Here is a 16,955-nt window from a genome sequence, read left to right as displayed (position 1 = left end):
ACGGATACAGTCACAACGAAAAAGGGGGAGCATTTTGCTCCCCCTTTCTATTTTTGTACCACAATGTTGCGGGCCGTCTGACGCTGGCAAAAGCTGCGAGAGGCGTGGCGCATGCCCCTCGGTCTAACTTCAGCGTGGCCTCAAAAAATGGCGCGCGCGATCCGGATAAGTTGCAATGTTTCGAATGCGCTGTCCTGCAACGTCACCAGTTCACCATTCACAACAGCATAGTTATTGCCGGTCTCAAGCTGTGGCAATTTGTAGGTTTGGCGCAATTCGTTCTGCGTCAACGCCGCTGTAGGTGCTATGCGCACGCCGTCTGGTAGGTTTTCAACCCGCGCCAATTCATTGATCCGCAGCAGCGATGTGTAATCTTTTTGGGTGAGCAACACAGGCTGGCCATCGATCAAAGCATAGCGCTTGCCTGCCGGTGCGGGGCGAAGATCGTAAAGCGATGCAATCTGTTCGGAACTGAGCAACAGGGTATCGTCGTCAAGGACGACGTCTTGATTTGCATCTTCTTCGACAACCACGTCCCGATCCGGCACCCTTTCGTCACCAATGACAATGTCCCGATCCAAGAATTCCGTACGCTGATCAAGGTAGATGGCGTCAAGCTGCTTATCGTCGTATGCCACCCATTCCTCATAGGTCACGCCTTTTTTGGCAAGTCCAGGGGGCACGCACGGTGGGTCCATCTTTGCAAGACCAGGTGGGCAGTTGCGATAGGTCAGCCGTTTATCTTCGGGGACATCAGCAAAGGCGATTTGAGAGCCCAAGAGCGCGAGTGGCACGGCACCAAGTAGCACGCTCATGTCACGACCTTCAGGTGCGCGCACTTCGAGAACCTCGTTTGAAATACGCGAACGATCCTCCTTCGACCGTTTGACTTTCACTTTTACCTTTTCGTGCTTTTCAAGCTTCTTCTCTAGCTTCTTGGCCTGTTTCTCGTGTTTCTTCTTGTGTTTCTTCTCTTTCTTCCCGTGCTTGTCCTTCTTATGCTTTTCCTTCTTCGCCTTCTTGGGGCCTTTTTCCTTGTCGTTTTTGATCTTCACGATCTGGGAGTCCTGCCCCATAGGCACGGTCAGGGAAGACATTGTCGCACTGGGCAACGCGACCCCTGCGTTTAGAACGGGCGCTACGGCGCAAGCCAGAATGGTTGCGCATGCAAGGGGGGTGAATTTCACGAAAAGACCTCCATATCAAAGTGGCGGATCAAGCATCCAGCACCGAGTTTCAAAAATGGACATGTCGGGGTGAACGTTATGGCGTCCCATGCCTTACCGCTCAACCGACAAGGCGCGGCAAATGTTCCACCGCATGACAGCCTCAAGGGCTTTTCCTTCCGCAGCCCGCATTCGAACCTAGGGATTGTCTTCGTAGGCAGGGTTCATAGGTGCGCCAACGATTAACCCCGGCCAGCCACAAAAAAGGGGCGCAACCTGCGCCCCCTTCCTCTCCCTCATATCCGCCCCGTTTACGCGTGTGCGCCGGCATCCTTGCGGTTGAAGACCGCGCGCCACAGCGGGGTGATGATCTTTTCACCGACGGGGATCAGCACCAGCCCAAGGGCCAGACCAAACACACCGTCCATCGCGGCTTTGGCGACCCATTCGGCGGCACCTTCATACGCGACCGGCACCATATGGCCGAAAGCGACGGCATAGTCGTGGATCAGGTGGCCAAGCGCGCCGAAGCCAAGCTCTTCCATACCGTGCACGATGATCGATCCGCCGACCCAGAGCATGGCCGCCGTCCCGATAATGGTCAGCGCCTTGAGGAACCACGGCATGCCGCGCACGATCCCGCGGCCCAGACCACGGGTCAGGCCGAGATTGCCGTTCTTGGCCATATAAAGCCCCACATCATCCATCTTTACGATCAGCGCGACAGAGCCATAAACTGCGAGCGTGATGATTACGGCGGCGGCGGCCAAAGCGCCTGCTTCCATCCAGAAATTTGACACCTCGAGGTTTGACAGCACGATGGTCATAATCTCGGCCGAGAGGATAAAGTCGGTCTTGATCGCACCTTTGGCCTTTTGCTCTTCCAACTTGGCGGGGTCCTTGATCACCTTTTCATCGGCACCGGGGGGATGATCCTCGTGTCCTTTTCCCCCTACCCCAAGCGCATGGGCGATCTTCTCAGCGCCTTCAAAACATAAGTAGGCCCCACCCAACATCAACAAGGGCGCGATCAGCCATGGCGCGAAATTCGACAGCAGCAAACCGGCGGGCAACAAGAAGACCAGCTTGTTCTTCAGCGACCCTTTGGTGATGCGCCAGATGATCGGCAGTTCGCGGTTGGCCTCGAAGCCGCTGACGTATTTCGGGGTCACGGCGGCGTCGTCAATGACGGCACCCGCGGCTTTGGCACTGGCCTTGGCGGCCTGGCCGAACACATCATCCACGCTGGCCGCGGCCACTTTTGCAATCGCTGCTACATCATCCAACAGGGCTAATAGGCCGCTCATTCAGTCTCTCCATAATTGTTGGGGTAAGGGTAGCGCAGCGCAGGCAGAAGGCAAAGCCGATCTGAGGGTTATCGCTAACACGAATATTTATCGCTAACATACGGAAATTAGGGGGTTTTAGCCCTTTCCCCTGTTCACGACCACCAGATATAGAACCGGCAAAGTTCCAGATCTTTGCCAAAGGACGCCCCCATGACCATCAAAGTCGGTATCAACGGATTTGGCCGCATCGGCCGCTGCACCCTGTCTCATATCGCGGCGTCGGGCCGGGACGACATCGAGGTGGTGCGCATCAACGCGACCGGCCCGCTGGAGACTGCGGCACATCTGATCAAATACGATTCCGTCCACGGGCGTTTTCCCAATGAAGTCAAGGTCGGCAACGGCACGCTGGATCTGGGGCGCGGAGAGATGGAGGTCATGTCGACCTACCAGATGAACGAGCTGAACTGGGAAGGGTGCGACGTCGTGCTGGAATGCACGGGCAAGTTCAACGACGGGCTGCTGGCAAAGGTCCATCTGGATCAGGGCGCAAAACGCGTGTTGCTGTCGGCACCGGGCAAGAACGTCGACCGTACTGTGGTCTACGGCGTGAACGACGGCGAATTGCAGGCCTCGGACACGATGGTATCGAACGGGTCGTGCACCACCAACTGTCTGGCCCCGATGGCCAAGGCGCTGCATGATGCGTTCGGCATCGAAAGCGGCATCATGACCACCGTGCACAGCTATACCGGCGACCAGCCGACGCTGGACCGCCGCCACGAAGACCTTTACCGCGCGCGCGCCGCTGCGATGGCGATCATCCCGACCTCTACCGGTGCGGCGAAAGCCTTGGGCGAAGTGCTGCCCGCGCTCAAAGGCAAGCTGGATGGCACCGCCATGCGCGTTCCAACACCAAACGTCAGCGCGGTTGACCTGACCTTTATGGCAGGCCGTGATGTCACGGTAGAAGAGGTCAACGAGGCCATGCGCGCTGCTGCAAACGGCCCGATGTCGCGGGTCTTTGCCTATGACGCGGAACAGAAAGTATCGGTTGATTTCAACCACACCGAACATTCGTCGATCTTCGCGCCCGACCAGACCAAGGTCGTTGGCAACCGTCTGGTGCGTGTCCTGGCGTGGTATGACAACGAGTGGGCCTTCTCTGTCCGTATGGCCGATGTCGCCGTTGCCATGGGCAAACTGGGCTAAGACTTGCGACGCGCGGGTTGCCCTGTCATATCTGGGCCACCCGCAGGCAAGGACCACCGCCCCCATGGACACCCCCATCGCTGTCTCTCTCGCTGCTGTATTGCTGACCGCACTGGGGATTGATGCGTTGATCTATGGCAGCGAACATCTGATTTTCCTGACCAAGAAATTTGTCGACCTGATCGAATGGGTGGCGTTCTGGCGCTGATCCGACAGTCGGCCCCTTCCCTCCAATCGCTTCCGGCGCAATATTGCCCTGCACAGGTTGACTCTTGGTCATAAATGTCGATGTTAGCGCTATCACATTCAGGAGGACGCCCCATGGCTACCAAATTGGCAATCAATGGCTTTGGCCGTATCGGTCGTAACGTTTTGCGCGCGCTGATGGAGCGTGGCGACGATGATTTGCAGGTGGTGGCGATCAACGATCTCGCCCCGCTGGAAACCAACGCACATCTGTTCGAATTCGACTCGGTCCACGGGCGCTTTGGCCGTCCGGTCACCCTGGGCGACAACACGATGGATGTGGGCCAAGGCCCGATCCGCGTGACCGCAGAACGCGACCCCGCTGCCCTGCCCTGGGGCGATGTGGACATCGTGCTGGAATGCACCGGCATCTTCACCACCCGCGATGCCGCGGCCAAACATCTGACGAATGGATCGAAACGGGTCGTCATCTCTGCCCCCGGTAAAGACGCCATGAAAACAATCGTCTACGGTGTGAACCACGATCTGATCACCGCCGAAGACACGGTGCTGAGCAACGCCTCCTGCACCACCAACTGCATGGCACCGCTGGCCAAGACCCTGCATGACGCCTTCGGCATCAAGCACGGCCATATGACCACAATCCACAGCTACACCGGCGACCAGCCGGTGCATGACACCGCGCACAGCGACCTGTACCGTGCCCGCGCCGCGGCGCTGTCGATGATCCCCACCACCACCGGTGCGGCCAAGACACTGGGTAAAGTGCTGCCCGAGCTTGACGGGCTGATCGGCGGCACCGCGATCCGCGTGCCCACACCGAACGTATCCTGTGTCGATCTGGTGGTCGAACTGTCGAAAGAAGCCACGGTGGAGGAGGTCAACGCCACCCTGCGCACCGCCGCCGAAGGCCCGCTGAAAGGCATCCTTGGTCTGGTTGACCGTCCTCTGGTGTCGATCGACCTGAACCACGATTCACATTCCTGTGTCGTGGCCCTTGATCAGACCTCTGTCCAAAGCGGGACACAGCTGCGGGTTCTGGGCTGGTATGACAACGAGTGGGGGTTCTCGAACCGTATGCTCGACACCTCACGCGAGGTTGCGAAAACCCTCTGATCGTTATTGCGAGAAACGCTTTAACAGCTCGGCATTGACGGCGGGCGTCACAAATTTGCTGACGTCCCCGCCAAGCCGGGCGATTTCCTTGACCAAACGGCTGGCAATCGCCTGATGCTCGGCCTCTGCCATCAAGAAGACCGTCTCGACGCTGTCATCTAGTTTACGGTTCATCCCCACCATCTGATACTCGTACTCGAAATCCGCCACGGCCCGCAGCCCGCGGATGATCATCTGTGCCCCCACATCATGGGCGCAATCGATCAGCAGGTTCTCGAAGGGATGCACCACGATCTCTGTCCCGGTCTCCTGGTTCAGCTTGCCGCATTCCTCTTCGATCTGGGCGACACGTTCTTCCAGCTCGAACAATGGCCCCTTGTCGCGGTTGATAGCGACCCCGATCACCAGTTTATCAACAAGCGTCGCCGCCCGCCGGATGATGTCGATGTGACCCAAAGTGATAGGGTCGAAGGTGCCGGGGTAAAGGCCTACGCGCATGGGAGAGTCCAGTCATTTCAAGTCGTTATTCGAAGTGCAAGCAAGCATTTACACCGCGAAGATGCAACGCCAATTTCGGTGGGCTAGTGGCCCCTGATCATCCCCTCGAGTGCGTCTTTCTCCATCGAAAGTTCCATCAGGCGGGCCTTGACCACATCCCCCAAAGAGATGAGGCCGATCAGAACCCCATCCTGCAAAACAGGCATGTGGCGAAAGCGGCCCTGGGTCATCTTGGCAAGGATATCATCAGCGGTTTCATCCTTGGCGCAGGTGATCAGATCGCGCGTCATCAGCGCCTCTACGGTGTCGTCCAGACAGCCGCCGCCCTCGCGGCCTAGGGTGCGCACGATGTCACGCTCCGACAGGATACCATCGGGCGTTTTGCCGTCCGCTGACACGACCAGGGTCCCGATCCGCTTTTCCGACAACATCGCCGCCGCCTGCGAGATACGCGTGCCCGGTTTTACCGTCGTGACACTGTCATCCGCTTTGGTTTTCAGGATTTGGGAAACTAGCATGGTCGGCCCCTTCGCAAGAATATTACCTATAGGTCAGGTTCCCTTTAATACTGTTGCGTGTCAAGCAATTGCCTCCAGTTTCGCCACTTCGGCGCGGACGCCCTGCGCCAGAGCTTCCGCAAAGCGGCTCAGACGCAGATTGCGCCGGTCGTCTTCGTGGCGAATCAAATAAAAGGCGCGGCTCAGATGCACGTCGCCGGTCAGGATGCGCGTCACCCCCGGCGTCGCAGGAAGCGAGAAATCATGCACAATCCCGACGCCGCCCCCTTGCCGGATCATATTCACCTGAACGGACACGGAATTAGAGGCCAGAGGCACCCGCGTCATGCCAAGCTCCGCCAGATAATCAAGCTCGCGATCAAAGATCATGTCGGGGATATACCCCACCAACCGGTGCCCCTGCAGGTCTGCAACGGTCCGGATCGCGGGACGCGCGGCAAGATAGCTGTCGGCGGCGGCAAGATGCAGCTGGTAGTCGGCGATTTTCTGCACAACCAGCCGCCCCGCCGTGGGCGCGCTGACCCCGATCGCCATATCCGCCTCGCGCCGCGACAGGTTGAACACCCGCGGCAGGGCGACAATCTGGATATCGAGCCCCGGATTATCCGCCACCAAACGGGCGCAGACCTGCGGCAGCAGATAATTGGCGCAGCCGTCCGGTGCCCCGATCCTGATCTGCCCTGCCAGTTGGTCCGACGGCACGACCACATCCGCCGTGGCCTGCCGCATCGCCTGCTCTGCGGCTTCGGCGCGCGACAGCAACTGCACGCCCGCCTCGGTCAGCGCGTAGCCCGAGGGCGATTTCACGAATAATACCGCTTGCATGGTCTTTTCCAGCCGCGCCATGCGTCGCCCCAAGGTCGCCGGATCCAACCGCAACAGCTTCCCCGCCCCCGATAGGCTCTGCTCGCGTGCGACGGCCAGAAACAGCCGCAGGTCGTCCCAGTTTCCCATCATCGGCCACGGCTCCTTTCACGCTTCGTTTTCTGCACAGACTTCATTTTGCCCCTAAACTCCGGGGGCGTCCGAAGGACGGGGGCAGCGCCCCATCCTACCCTTTCAGCCCGCGCTAGGCTTTGCAATAATGCAAAACGATTTTGACGCCATGCCTCTTTTGCTTTGTTTTTTGCAAGCCTAACCTGCCGCCAAACGCACAGAAGGAGCATTCCATGCAAGAGTTGACCCATTACCTGAACGGCGCCCACGTCAAAGGCACGTCAGGCCGCTTTGCCGACGTGTACAACCCCGCAACCGGCGAAGTGCAGGCCAAGGTGCCGCTGGCCAACGAGTCCGAAATGGATCAAGCCGTGAAATACGCCATGGCCGCGCAACCCGCATGGGCCGCGGTGAACCCCCAGCGTCGGGCGCGGGTGATGATGAAGTTCGTGGACCTGCTGAACCGCGATATGGACAAGCTCGCCGAAGCGCTGAGCCGCGAACACGGAAAGACCCTGCCCGACGCCGCCGGTGACGTGCAGCGCGGTCTGGAAGTGGTGGAATACTGCATCGGCGCGCCCGAGTTGCTGAAAGGCGATTTCACCGACAGCGCGGGCCCCGGCATCGACATGTACTCCATGCGCCAGCCCCTTGGCGTGTCCGCAGGCGTCACGCCGTTCAACTTCCCCGCCATGATCCCCATGTGGATGTTCGCCCCCGCCATCGTCTGCGGCAACGCCTTCATCCTCAAACCATCCGAGCGTGATCCATCCGTACCCCTGATGCTGGCCGAACTGCTGGAAGAAGCGGGCCTGCCCAAAGGTATCATTCAGGTCGTCAATGGCGACAAGGAAGCGGTTGACGCGATCCTGCATCACCCTGTCATTCAATCGGTGGGCTTTGTCGGCTCAACCCCCATCGCCGAATATATCTACGGCACGGGCTGCGCGAATGGCAAACGCGTTCAATGCTTTGGCGGTGCCAAGAACCACATGATCATCATGCCGGACGCCGATCTGGACCAGGCCGCGGACGCGCTGATCGGCGCGGGCTATGGCGCGGCGGGCGAACGCTGCATGGCGATCTCGGTCGCTGTGCCTGTGGGCGAGGAAACCGCCGACCGTTTGATCGAAAAGCTGGTGCCGCGCATCGAGAAGCTGAAAGTCGGGCCCTATACTTCGGGCAATGATGTCGATTACGGCCCCGTGGTCACCGCAGCCGCGAAGGCAAACATCGAACGGCTGGTACAAACTGGCGTCGATCAGGGGGCCACGCTGGTTGTCGATGGGCGCGACTTTAAGCTGCAAGGCTACGAGGAAGGCTTCTTTGTCGGCCCGCACCTCTTTGACAACGTCACCCCCGATATGGACATCTACAAGCACGAGATCTTCGGGCCGGTTCTGTCTACCGTCCGCGCCAAAACCTATGAAGAGGCGCTTGGTCTTGCGATGGATCACGAAATGGGCAACGGCACCGCGATCTTTACCCGTGACGGCGACGCGGCGCGTGACTTTGCGGCGCGCGTCAACGTCGGCATGATCGGGATCAACGTGCCGATCCCCGTGCCGCTTGCCTATCACACCTTTGGCGGCTGGAAAAAATCGGTCTTTGGCGACCTGAATCAGCACGGGCCGGATGCGTTCAAGTTCTACACACGCACCAAAACCGTGACCTCGCGCTGGCCCTCGGGCATCAAAGAAGGCGGCGAGTTCAACTTCAAGCCGATGGAATAAGCCCCATCCTCGCCCTTCGGCGGCTCCCCCGCCGGAGGGTGCTTGCACGACGCCCACGTGCATGCTTACAATTAAACACACGTTCAATTCGATCGGTCTTGGGAGGGATCACCGTTTATGGATTTCGCACTTTCAGAAGAGCAAACCGCGATTTTCGACATGGCCTATGGCTTTGGCCAGGAACATATCGCCCCTTTCGCCCAGAAGTGGGAGAAAGACGAAACAATCCCCAAAGACCTTTGGCCCAAGATTGCAGAGCTGGGCTTTGGCGGGCTTTACGTGTCCGAGGATGCAGGCGGATCCGGCCTGACGCGGCTTGATGCGACGCTGGTGTTCGAAGCGCTCAGCATGGCTTGCCCGTCGGTCGCGGCCTTTCTGTCGATCCATAACATGTGCGCCAAGATGCTGGACAGCTTTGCCAGTGACGACCTCAAGTCGCGGATCATGCCCGACATCCTGAGCATGAACACCGTGCTCAGCTATTGCCTGACGGAGCCCGGATCGGGCTCTGACGCGGCGGCGCTCAAGACGAAATGCACCCGCACGAACGAAGGCTATACTTTGAACGGTACCAAGGCGTTCATCTCGGGCGGCGGCTATTCAGACGCCTATGTCGCGATGGTGCGCACCTCGGATGATGGGGCCGCGGGCGTGTCCACCGTCTATGTCGAAGACGGGACCGCGGGGCTTTCCTTTGGCGGGCTAGAGGATAAAATGGGCTGGCGCAGCCAACCCACGTCCCAAGTGCAGTTTGACGATTGCAACATTCCTGCCGGAAATCTGGTGGGTGAAGAGGGAAAAGGTTTCAAATATGCGATGATGGGGCTGGATGGCGGCCGTTTGAACATCGCCGCCTGTTCCTTGGGTGCTGCACAGACCGCGCTGAACGCCACGCTCACCTATATGGGCGAGCGTAAAGCATTCGGCAAACCCATCGACCAGTTTCAGGGTCTGCAATTCCGCCTAGCCGAGATGGAGATCGAACTGCAAGCCGCCCGCGTCTTCCTGCGCCAAGCCGCATGGAAGCTGGACACGGGCGCGCCGGATGCCACCAAGTTCTGCGCCATGGCCAAGAAGTTCGTGACAGAGGCAGGCAGCAAGGTCGTCGATCAATGTCTGCAACTGCACGGCGGCTATGGCTATCTGGCGGATTACGGTATCGAAAAGCTGGTGCGTGACCTGCGCGTCCACCAGATCCTTGAAGGCACCAATGAAATCATGCGCGTCATCGTGGCGCGGGATATGCTGAAGAACCGATGACCGATATCTCCATCCGTATTTCAGGGCGCGCCGGACGGATCACCCTCACCCGCCCCCAAGCGCTGAACGCCATGACCTATGACATGTGTCTGGCCATCGAAGACGCCTTTGACGCTTGGCAGCATGACCCGAAGGTCGATCTGATCATCATTGACGCCGAAGGGGATCGTGCCTTTTGCTCGGGCGGTGACATCGCCGAACTTTACGCCACAGGCACCAAGGGCAACTACGCCTACGGGCGCAAGTTCTGGGCGGATGAATACCGGCTGAACGCCAAGATCTTCGCCTATACCAAGCCCGTCGTCTCCTTCTTGCAGGGGTTCACCATGGGCGGCGGTGTTGGCATCGGCTGTCACGGCTCGCACCGCGTGGTGGGGGAAAGCAGCCAGATCGCGATGCCGGAATGTGGCATCGGTCTGGTGCCCGATGTCGGCGGCAGCCTGATGCTGGCGCTGGCCCCCGGTCGGGTGGGCGAATATCTGGGCACAACCGCGTCACGGATGAAGGGTGAAGATGCGATTTATGCCGGCTTCGCAGACACTTACATCGCAGAGCTAAACTGGCCCGACGTAATCGCCGCGCTTGAGAATTCAGGCGATGTGGCCATTCTGGAAACCGCAAGCACCACGCCGCCCGCGTCAGCGCTCGAGGCGCAGGCGGCCGAGATCGACAGCTTCTTTGGCGGCGAAACGCTGGCGGATATCCTCAACGCCCTGCGCGCCTCCGACAGCGAATTTGCCGCAGACACGCTCAAGAAGATGCAGCGCAGCAGCCCGTTGGCGATGGCCTGCACGGTCGAGATCATCCACCGTCTGCGCGGCCCCTCGCTGAGCATCGAGAAGGCGTTGGATATGGAATACCGCTTTACCTTCCGCGCGATGGAGCATGGCGACTTCCTTGAAGGGATCCGCGCGGCGATCATCGACAAGGACCGCAGCCCCAACTGGCAATATGCCGATATGAACGTCCCCCTTGCCGCGACAGCGAAGATGCTGCGCCCGCTGGCCGAGGACGCCCTGACACTGGAGAGAACCACATGAGCATGAAGATCGGATTTATCGGACTGGGCAACATGGGCGCGCCTATGGCGACCAACCTGGCCAAAGCAGGCCACGACGTGGCGGGCTTTGACGTGGCGGGCACCACGGCAGAGGGCGTGCGCGTTGCAGACAGCCTTGAAGCCGCCGTGGCGGGCATGGACGCGGTGATCACAATGCTGCCCAACGGGTCGATCCTGCGGCAAGTGGCGGCGCAGGCGATCCCACATATGGCGCAGGGCACGCTGTTCATCGACTGTTCCACCGTAGATGTGGAAAGCGCGAAGAACACCGCGCAAGCTGCTGAAGATGCAGGCATAATGGCCGTTGACGCCCCCGTGTCTGGCGGTATCGGCGGGGCATCTGGCGGCACGCTGACCTTTATGGCCGGCGGGTCGACGCAAGCCTTTGCCAAGGCCAAGCCCCTGTTCGACATCATGGGGCAAAAGGCGGTGCATTGCGGCGATGCCGGTGCGGGGCAAGCGGCGAAGATTTGCAACAACATGATCCTCGGCGTCACCATGATCGCCACCTGCGAGGCATTTGCGCTGGCCGATAAACTGGGGCTGGACCGGCAGAAGATGTTCGACGTGGTCAGCACCTCATCGGGCTACAGCTGGTCGATGAACGCCTATTGCCCTGCCCCCGGTGTTGGCCCCACCTCGCCCGCAGACAATGGCTACACACCGGGCTTCGCGGCGGAGCTGATGCTCAAGGATCTTGGGCTGTCGCAGCAGGCAGCAGAGATGGCAGATGCAGACACCCCGATGGGAGAGCTGGCCCGCGCGCTCTATACGCAATTCGTCGAGAACGAAGACGGAAACGGCAAGGATTTCTCTGCCATGCTGCCCCGTTTCGAAACCCGCGGCCGCAACGGCTGACAGGGAAAAGCAAGCGGGTTCCCGCCGTCTCGTCCCAGCGACGGAAACCCGCGCGCCGTTCGTTTGTTACTGTATCGACACTGTAACGGAGAACGAGCATGAAAACCCTTACCCTCGCCGCAAGCGCCTTCGCCGTGCTGGCCTTCAGCCCAGCCGTACAGGCGGCCTCTGCCTCCTATGGCGCGTCGGGGCATTACGATGTCGCGGCACCACAGGTGATCTTGGCCAAGCATGATAAGCACGATGACAAAAAGCATCAAAAGCAGCACAAAAAAGCTGTTAAAGAATACAAAAAGGCGATCAAGAAACACGAGAAGCAGCACAGCGACAACGGGCGTCATCTTGCCAAAGGGCATGACAAGCACCGCCACGCCAAAGGCGACAAGCTGACCCGCTACGTCGTGATCGAACAGCCCCACCGGCATGGGCTGACCCGCTATAACCGCTATGTTCAGGACGACGGCTATGTCTATGCCGTGGACCCGCAAACCAATGATGTTCTGGCGCTGATCGGTCTGGCATCGCGCCTTCTAAACTAAACTGCGCCGCGAAACCCTAAGATTTCATGAAAAATGCCCCGCCTAAGTAGGACGGGGCATTTTTATGTCTACCGCAGTGTTGGCAATGCTATTTGGCAGCAACCTTACGCGGGGCGAGCATCGGCTTGAGATAATGGCCGGTATAGCTTCCCTCGACCTCGGCAACCTGTTCAGGCGTGCCGGTCGCGACCACCTGCCCGCCGCCATCGCCGCCTTCTGGTCCAATGTCGATGATATGGTCCGCGGTCTTGATGACATCGAGGTTGTGTTCAATGACGACCACAGTATTGCCCTGATCCACCAGTTCGTGCAGCACCTCTAGCAGTTTGCGCACGTCTTCAAAGTGCAGACCCGTGGTCGGTTCATCCAGGATATACAGCGTCCGCCCCGTAGAGCGTTTGCTGAGCTCTTTCGACAGTTTGACGCGCTGCGCCTCCCCGCCAGAAAGCGTTGTCGCCTGCTGACCCACCTTGATGTAGCCCAGGCCCACACGCATCAGCGCATCCATTTTTTCCCGGATGCTGGGGACCGCCTGGAAGAAGCTCTGCGCGTCCTCGACAGTCATATCCAGCACGTCAGCGATGGACTTGCCCTTGAACTTCACCTCAAGCGTTTCGCGGTTATAGCGCTGGCCTTTGCAGGTTTCACATTCGACATAGACATCCGGCAGGAAGTGCATCTCGATCTTGATCACACCGTCGCCCTGACAGGCCTCGCAGCGTCCGCCCTTGACGTTAAAGCTGAAACGTCCGGGCTTGTACCCGCGCGCCTTGGCTTCGGGCAGACCGGCGAACCAGTCGCGGATCGGGGTGAAGGCACCGGTATAGGTCGCCGGGTTCGACCGCGGCGTGCGCCCGATGGCGCGCTGGTCAATGTCGATCACCTTGTCCAGATGCTCCAACCCCTTGATGGTCTCGCACGGCGCAGGCGTCTGGCGCGCCCCGTTCAGGTTCATCGACGCGGTCTTGAACAAGGTCTCGATCGTCAGGGTCGATTTGCCACCGCCTGACACACCCGTCACGCAGACGAATTTGCCCAAAGGATAGTCGACCGTGACATTCTGGAGGTTGTTCCCCGTCGCCTTGACCACGCGGATTTTCTTTTTGTTGCCCTTGCGCCGTTTGGCGGGCACCGCGATCTCGCGTTTGCCGGTAAGGTATTGGCCTGTCAGCGAATTCGGATCATTGGCGACCTCTTGCGATGTCCCGTGGCTGACCACCTGCCCGCCGTGCACACCGGCCCCCGGCCCGATATCAAACACATAATCCGCCTCGCGGATCGCCTCTTCGTCGTGTTCAACGACGATCACCGTATTGCCCTGATCCCGCAGGTTTTTCAGCGTCTGGAGCAAGCGGTCATTGTCGCGCTGGTGCAACCCGATCGATGGTTCGTCAAGCACGTAAAGCACCCCTGTCAGCCCTGACCCGATCTGCGACGCAAGCCGAATACGTTGGCTTTCCCCCCCGCTGAGCGTCCCGCTAGAGCGGGCCAGCGTCAGATATTCCAACCCGACATTGTTGAGGAATCCCAGACGTTCGCGAATTTCCTTGAGGATCGCGCGCGCAATTTCGTTCTTCTGAACGGTCAGATAATCGGGCACTTTGGTGCACCAGTCAAAAGCTTCGCGGATCGACATTTCAACGACTTGTCCGGCATGCAGCAGCGTATCGCTATCGCCATCCGACGGGCCGATCTTGACAGCAAGCGCTTCGGGCCGCAGGCGGTAGCCGTTGCAAGTGCCACAGGGGCGGTTGTTCTGGTAACGTTCGAATTCTTCGCGGATCCAGTTGCTATCCGTCTCGCGGTAGCGGCGCTCCATATTGGGGATCACCCCTTCGAACACGCGGCTGACCTCGTACACACGGCCGCCTTCGTCATAGCGGAACTTGATCTCTTCCTTGCCGGAGCCATACAGGAACACCTGCTGCACCTTCTCGGGCAGGTCTTTCCATCGCGTATTTTCACTAAATTGATAGTGTTTTGCGATGGCTTCAATCGTTTGCTTGAAATACGGGGACTTACCCTTGCGCCACGGGGCCAGCGCACCGTCATAGACCTTGAGGTTCTGATCGGGCACCACAAGGCGTTCATCAAAAAACAACTCTTTGCCCAGACCATCACAGGACGGACAGGCACCGAAAGGAGCGTTGAATGAAAACAGACGCGGCTCGATCTCGGGGATCGTGAAGCCGCTGACAGGACAGGCGAATTTTTCGCTGAAGGTATGGCGCTCGGGCTCGCCCTCGGTCGGGGCGGTTTCCAGCACGGCGATCCCATCGGCCAGATCAAGCGCTGTGCGCAGGGAATCCGCCAAGCGCGTCTCTAGCCCCTCGCGGACCACGATACGGTCGACAACCACGTCGATGTCATGGCGGAACTTCTTGTCCAGCGTGGGCGGCTCGTCCAATTCGTAGAAGTCGCCGTTCACTTTTACCCGCTGAAAGCCCTGCTTACGCAGCTCAAGGAACTCTTTGCGGTACTCGCCCTTCCGGTCCCGAATGATCGGGGCCAACAGGTAGGCGCGTGTGCCTTCGGGCATGGTCATCACGCGATCAACCATATCCTGCACCTGCTGCGCCTCGATCGGCTTGCCAGTCGCGGGGGAATAGGGCGTGCCGACGCGCGCAAAAAGCAGGCGCATATAGTCATAAATCTCGGTAACCGTCCCCACGGTAGAGCGGGGGTTTTTCGACGTGGTCTTCTGTTCAATCGAAATCGCTGGCGACAGGCCGCTGATGTGATCCACATCGGGTTTCTGCATCATATCAAGGAATTGCCGCGCATAGGCGCTGAGCGATTCCACATAGCGTCGCTGCCCTTCGGCATAGATCGTGTCGAACGCGAGGCTCGATTTACCCGACCCGGAAAGCCCGGTAATCACAACCAGCTTATCGCGCGGAATGTCCACGTCGATGTTCTTTAGATTGTGTTCGCGCGCGCCGCGCACTTCGATGTTCTTTAGCTCAGCCATATCGGACCCCCGTTAACGCTTAGTACATAGGTGCGTGCTACGGATTCTCCAACGAAAAAATAAGAACACAAGGGGAACGCCATTGTCGCGACGCATTTTGGGCTACCATTACGACGGCAAACGCCCGGCAACATTGAATATGTCACCGGGCGTTGCAAAGATCAGGACCCCGCTATGCGCGGGCAAAGGCTACATATGGATAACGCGTCCGTAAGCATCCAGCACGGATTCATGCATCATTTCTGACAAGGTCGGGTGCGGGAAGACGGTGTTCATCAGGTCTTCTTCGGTGGTCTCAAGCTGACGCCCCACGACATAGCCCTGGATCAGCTCGGTCACCTCGGCACCCACCATATGCGCGCCAAGCAATTCGCCTGTTTTAGCGTCAAAGACGGTTTTGATCATCCCCTCGGGCTCGCCAAGGGCAATCGCCTTGCCATTCCCGATGAAGGGGAAGCGACCCACCTTAACGTCAAAGCCAAGCTCTTTCGCCTTGGCTTCGGTATACCCGACGGACGCGACCTGCGGGTGACAATAGGTGCAGCCGGCGATGGATTCCGGTTTGACCGGGTGCGCGTGTTGACCCGCGATCAGTTCGGCGACCATCACCCCTTCGTGCGAGGCTTTATGCGCCAACCAAGGGGCACCGGCGATGTCACCGATGGCATACAGCCCCTCGACGCCGGTCCGGCAATATTCATCGGTCACGACATGGGTCCGATCAATTTTCACGCCTAGATCCTCCAGCCCAAGATCCTCGACATTGCCAACGATACCCACGGCGGAGATCACCGTGTCAAACTCATGCTTGGTCACCTTGCCGCCCGTTTCGATATGCGCAGTCACCTTGTCATCAGCGCGGTCCAGTTGTTTGACAACGGCCTTCTGCATGATCTTCATGCCCTGTTTTTCGAACTGCTTTTTCGCGAATTTGCTGATCTCTTCATCCTCGACGGGAAGGATTCGATCCATCACCTCGACAACAGTCGTGTCTGCGCCCAAGGTATTGTAAAAGCTTGCGAATTCGATACCGATCGCGCCAGACCCGATCACCAGCAGCTTTTTCGGCATATGGGGCGGCTGCAAGGCATCCTTGTACATCCACACGCGTTTTCCGTCTGCTTCCAGCCCAGGCAGGTTGCGTGCCCGCGCACCGGTCGCCAGTACGATATTCTTGGCGGTCAGCGTCTCTTCCCCGTCTTTCGACTTAACCGACACTTTACCTTTGCCTGCTAATGTCGCCGCGCCCATGAAGACCGAGACTTTGTTCTTTTTCATCAAATGCCCGATACCGCCGGACAGCTGCCCCGCAACTTTGCGCGACCGTTTGACAACTGCCTCCAGATCATAGCCGATATTGTCTGCCTTCAGGCCAAACTCGCTTGCGCGCTGCATCAGGTGGAATACTTCCGACGACCGCAAAAGCGCTTTCGTCGGGATACAGCCCCAGTTAAGACAAATGCCGCCTAGATGCTCACGCTCTACAATGGCGACCGAAAGCCCCAGTTGCGCGCCCCGGATGGCCGCAACATAGCCCCCCGGCCCCGCACCAATCACGATCAGATCAAAGGATTTCGCAGCCATTATGCAAC

15 protein-coding genes are annotated in these 16,955 nt (G+C 59.0%); 8 read left to right on the top strand and 7 right to left on the bottom strand.

The features are described 5' to 3' along the window. Nucleotides 1-140 precede the first annotated feature (140 nt). Both C1J04_RS08430 and C1J04_RS08425 read right to left on the bottom strand, forming a co-directional pair. Nucleotides 141-1,187 carry a transketolase gene (locus tag C1J04_RS08430; RefSeq protein ID WP_254655171.1) on the bottom strand — a complete coding sequence of 349 codons (1,047 nt, stop codon included), beginning with the start codon at nt 1,185-1,187 and terminating at the stop codon, nt 141-143. A 290-nt stretch (nt 1,188-1,477) separates the two neighbouring features. After that, nucleotides 1,478-2,473: a DUF808 domain-containing protein gene (locus C1J04_RS08425; RefSeq protein WP_037954371.1), complete on the bottom strand. Its 996-nt coding sequence runs from the start codon at nt 2,471-2,473 to the stop codon at nt 1,478-1,480. 192 nt (nt 2,474-2,665) lie between these two features. On the opposite strand from C1J04_RS08425, the gene gap (C1J04_RS08420) reads away from it, so the two are divergent. The 3 genes from gap (C1J04_RS08420) to gap (C1J04_RS08415) all read left to right on the top strand — a co-directional run bounded on the left by gap (C1J04_RS08420) (nt 2,666) and on the right by gap (C1J04_RS08415) (nt 4,990). Continuing rightward, the gene (gap, locus tag C1J04_RS08420; protein ID WP_009826779.1) at nt 2,666-3,667 is read left to right on the top strand and encodes a type I glyceraldehyde-3-phosphate dehydrogenase; all 1,002 of its coding nucleotides are present in this window, start codon (nt 2,666-2,668) and stop codon (nt 3,665-3,667) included. A 64-nt stretch (nt 3,668-3,731) separates the two neighbouring features. Continuing rightward, nucleotides 3,732-3,875 (top strand): hypothetical protein, encoded by a 144-nt coding sequence (locus tag C1J04_RS19445; protein ID WP_005852981.1) that lies wholly within the window; start codon nt 3,732-3,734, stop codon nt 3,873-3,875. Between the two features lie 113 nt (nt 3,876-3,988). Then, a complete protein-coding gene (gap, locus tag C1J04_RS08415) occupies nt 3,989-4,990 on the top strand; it encodes a type I glyceraldehyde-3-phosphate dehydrogenase (protein WP_009826778.1) in 1,002 nt (333 codons plus the stop codon). A gap of 3 nt (nt 4,991-4,993) precedes the next feature. Here the strand turns inward: gap (C1J04_RS08415) and coaD are convergent, their stop codons facing one another. The 3 genes from coaD to C1J04_RS08400 all read right to left on the bottom strand — a co-directional run bounded on the left by coaD (nt 4,994) and on the right by C1J04_RS08400 (nt 6,963). Continuing rightward, nucleotides 4,994-5,488 carry a pantetheine-phosphate adenylyltransferase gene (gene coaD, locus C1J04_RS08410; RefSeq protein ID WP_009826777.1) on the bottom strand — a complete coding sequence of 165 codons (495 nt, stop codon included), beginning with the start codon at nt 5,486-5,488 and terminating at the stop codon, nt 4,994-4,996. An 83-nt stretch (nt 5,489-5,571) separates the two neighbouring features. Further along, a complete protein-coding gene (locus C1J04_RS08405; protein ID WP_009826776.1) occupies nt 5,572-6,006 on the bottom strand; it encodes a CBS domain-containing protein in 435 nt (144 codons plus the stop codon). 60 nt (nt 6,007-6,066) lie between these two features. Then, nucleotides 6,067-6,963: a LysR family transcriptional regulator gene (locus tag C1J04_RS08400; RefSeq protein WP_009826775.1), complete on the bottom strand. Its 897-nt coding sequence runs from the start codon at nt 6,961-6,963 to the stop codon at nt 6,067-6,069. Between the two features lie 212 nt (nt 6,964-7,175). On the opposite strand from C1J04_RS08400, the gene C1J04_RS08395 reads away from it, so the two are divergent. The 5 genes from C1J04_RS08395 (at nt 7,176) to C1J04_RS08375 (ending at nt 12,392) form a co-directional block, all read left to right on the top strand. Next, nucleotides 7,176-8,675, top strand: a complete 1,500-nt coding sequence (locus C1J04_RS08395) for a CoA-acylating methylmalonate-semialdehyde dehydrogenase (RefSeq protein WP_009826774.1) — start codon at nt 7,176-7,178, stop codon at nt 8,673-8,675. Nucleotides 8,676-8,792: 117 nt separating this feature from the next. Beyond that, complete coding sequence (locus tag C1J04_RS08390; RefSeq protein WP_009826773.1) at nt 8,793-9,935, top strand: acyl-CoA dehydrogenase family protein; 1,143 nt, start codon at nt 8,793-8,795, stop codon at nt 9,933-9,935. Next, nucleotides 9,932-10,975 carry an enoyl-CoA hydratase/isomerase family protein gene (locus C1J04_RS08385; protein WP_009826772.1) on the top strand — a complete coding sequence of 348 codons (1,044 nt, stop codon included), beginning with the start codon at nt 9,932-9,934 and terminating at the stop codon, nt 10,973-10,975. Before C1J04_RS08390 ends, C1J04_RS08385 begins: the two co-directional genes overlap by 4 nt. A gap of 2 nt (nt 10,976-10,977) precedes the next feature. Then, nucleotides 10,978-11,853 carry a 3-hydroxyisobutyrate dehydrogenase gene (gene mmsB, locus C1J04_RS08380; RefSeq protein WP_037954687.1) on the top strand — a complete coding sequence of 292 codons (876 nt, stop codon included), beginning with the start codon at nt 10,978-10,980 and terminating at the stop codon, nt 11,851-11,853. Nucleotides 11,854-11,951: 98 nt separating this feature from the next. Further along, nucleotides 11,952-12,392 (top strand): hypothetical protein, encoded by a 441-nt coding sequence (locus tag C1J04_RS08375; RefSeq protein ID WP_009826770.1) that lies wholly within the window; start codon nt 11,952-11,954, stop codon nt 12,390-12,392. 88 nt (nt 12,393-12,480) lie between these two features. Here the strand turns inward: C1J04_RS08375 and uvrA are convergent, their stop codons facing one another. Continuing rightward, entirely contained in the window at nt 12,481-15,363 is a 2,883-nt protein-coding gene (gene uvrA, locus C1J04_RS08370; protein ID WP_009826769.1) for an excinuclease ABC subunit UvrA, read from the bottom strand. Between the two features lie 189 nt (nt 15,364-15,552). Then, a complete protein-coding gene (gene lpdA / locus C1J04_RS08365) occupies nt 15,553-16,947 on the bottom strand; it encodes a dihydrolipoyl dehydrogenase (protein WP_009826768.1) in 1,395 nt (464 codons plus the stop codon). Nucleotides 16,948-16,955: the final 8 nt, after the last annotated feature.

Origin of the sequence: Sulfitobacter sp. SK025 (assembly GCF_003352105.1) — a bacterium.
Lineage (GTDB): Bacteria > Pseudomonadota > Alphaproteobacteria > Rhodobacterales > Rhodobacteraceae > Sulfitobacter > Sulfitobacter pontiacus.
This window is presented reverse-complemented; position numbering and strand designations above follow the sequence as displayed.

What these genes read in the sequence shown, in the direction of transcription:
- coaD (WP_009826777.1), bottom strand. Translation starts at nt 5,488, where the DNA reads ATGCGCGTAGGCCTTTACCCCGGCACCTTCGACCCTATCACTTTGGGT.
- mmsB (WP_037954687.1), top strand. Translation starts at nt 10,978, where the DNA reads ATGAAGATCGGATTTATCGGACTGGGCAACATGGGCGCGCCTATGGCG.
- uvrA (WP_009826769.1), bottom strand. Translation starts at nt 15,363, where the DNA reads ATGGCTGAGCTAAAGAACATCGAAGTGCGCGGCGCGCGCGAACACAAT.
- C1J04_RS19445 (WP_005852981.1), top strand. Translation starts at nt 3,732, where the DNA reads ATGGACACCCCCATCGCTGTCTCTCTCGCTGCTGTATTGCTGACCGCA.
- C1J04_RS08375 (WP_009826770.1), top strand. Translation starts at nt 11,952, where the DNA reads ATGAAAACCCTTACCCTCGCCGCAAGCGCCTTCGCCGTGCTGGCCTTC.
- C1J04_RS08395 (WP_009826774.1), top strand. Translation starts at nt 7,176, where the DNA reads ATGCAAGAGTTGACCCATTACCTGAACGGCGCCCACGTCAAAGGCACG.
- gap (WP_009826779.1), top strand. Translation starts at nt 2,666, where the DNA reads ATGACCATCAAAGTCGGTATCAACGGATTTGGCCGCATCGGCCGCTGC.
- lpdA (WP_009826768.1), bottom strand. Translation starts at nt 16,947, where the DNA reads ATGGCTGCGAAATCCTTTGATCTGATCGTGATTGGTGCGGGGCCGGGG.
- C1J04_RS08390 (WP_009826773.1), top strand. Translation starts at nt 8,793, where the DNA reads ATGGATTTCGCACTTTCAGAAGAGCAAACCGCGATTTTCGACATGGCC.
- C1J04_RS08425 (WP_037954371.1), bottom strand. Translation starts at nt 2,473, where the DNA reads ATGAGCGGCCTATTAGCCCTGTTGGATGATGTAGCAGCGATTGCAAAA.
- C1J04_RS08385 (WP_009826772.1), top strand. Translation starts at nt 9,932, where the DNA reads ATGACCGATATCTCCATCCGTATTTCAGGGCGCGCCGGACGGATCACC.
- gap (WP_009826778.1), top strand. Translation starts at nt 3,989, where the DNA reads ATGGCTACCAAATTGGCAATCAATGGCTTTGGCCGTATCGGTCGTAAC.
- C1J04_RS08400 (WP_009826775.1), bottom strand. Translation starts at nt 6,963, where the DNA reads ATGATGGGAAACTGGGACGACCTGCGGCTGTTTCTGGCCGTCGCACGC.
- C1J04_RS08405 (WP_009826776.1), bottom strand. Translation starts at nt 6,006, where the DNA reads ATGCTAGTTTCCCAAATCCTGAAAACCAAAGCGGATGACAGTGTCACG.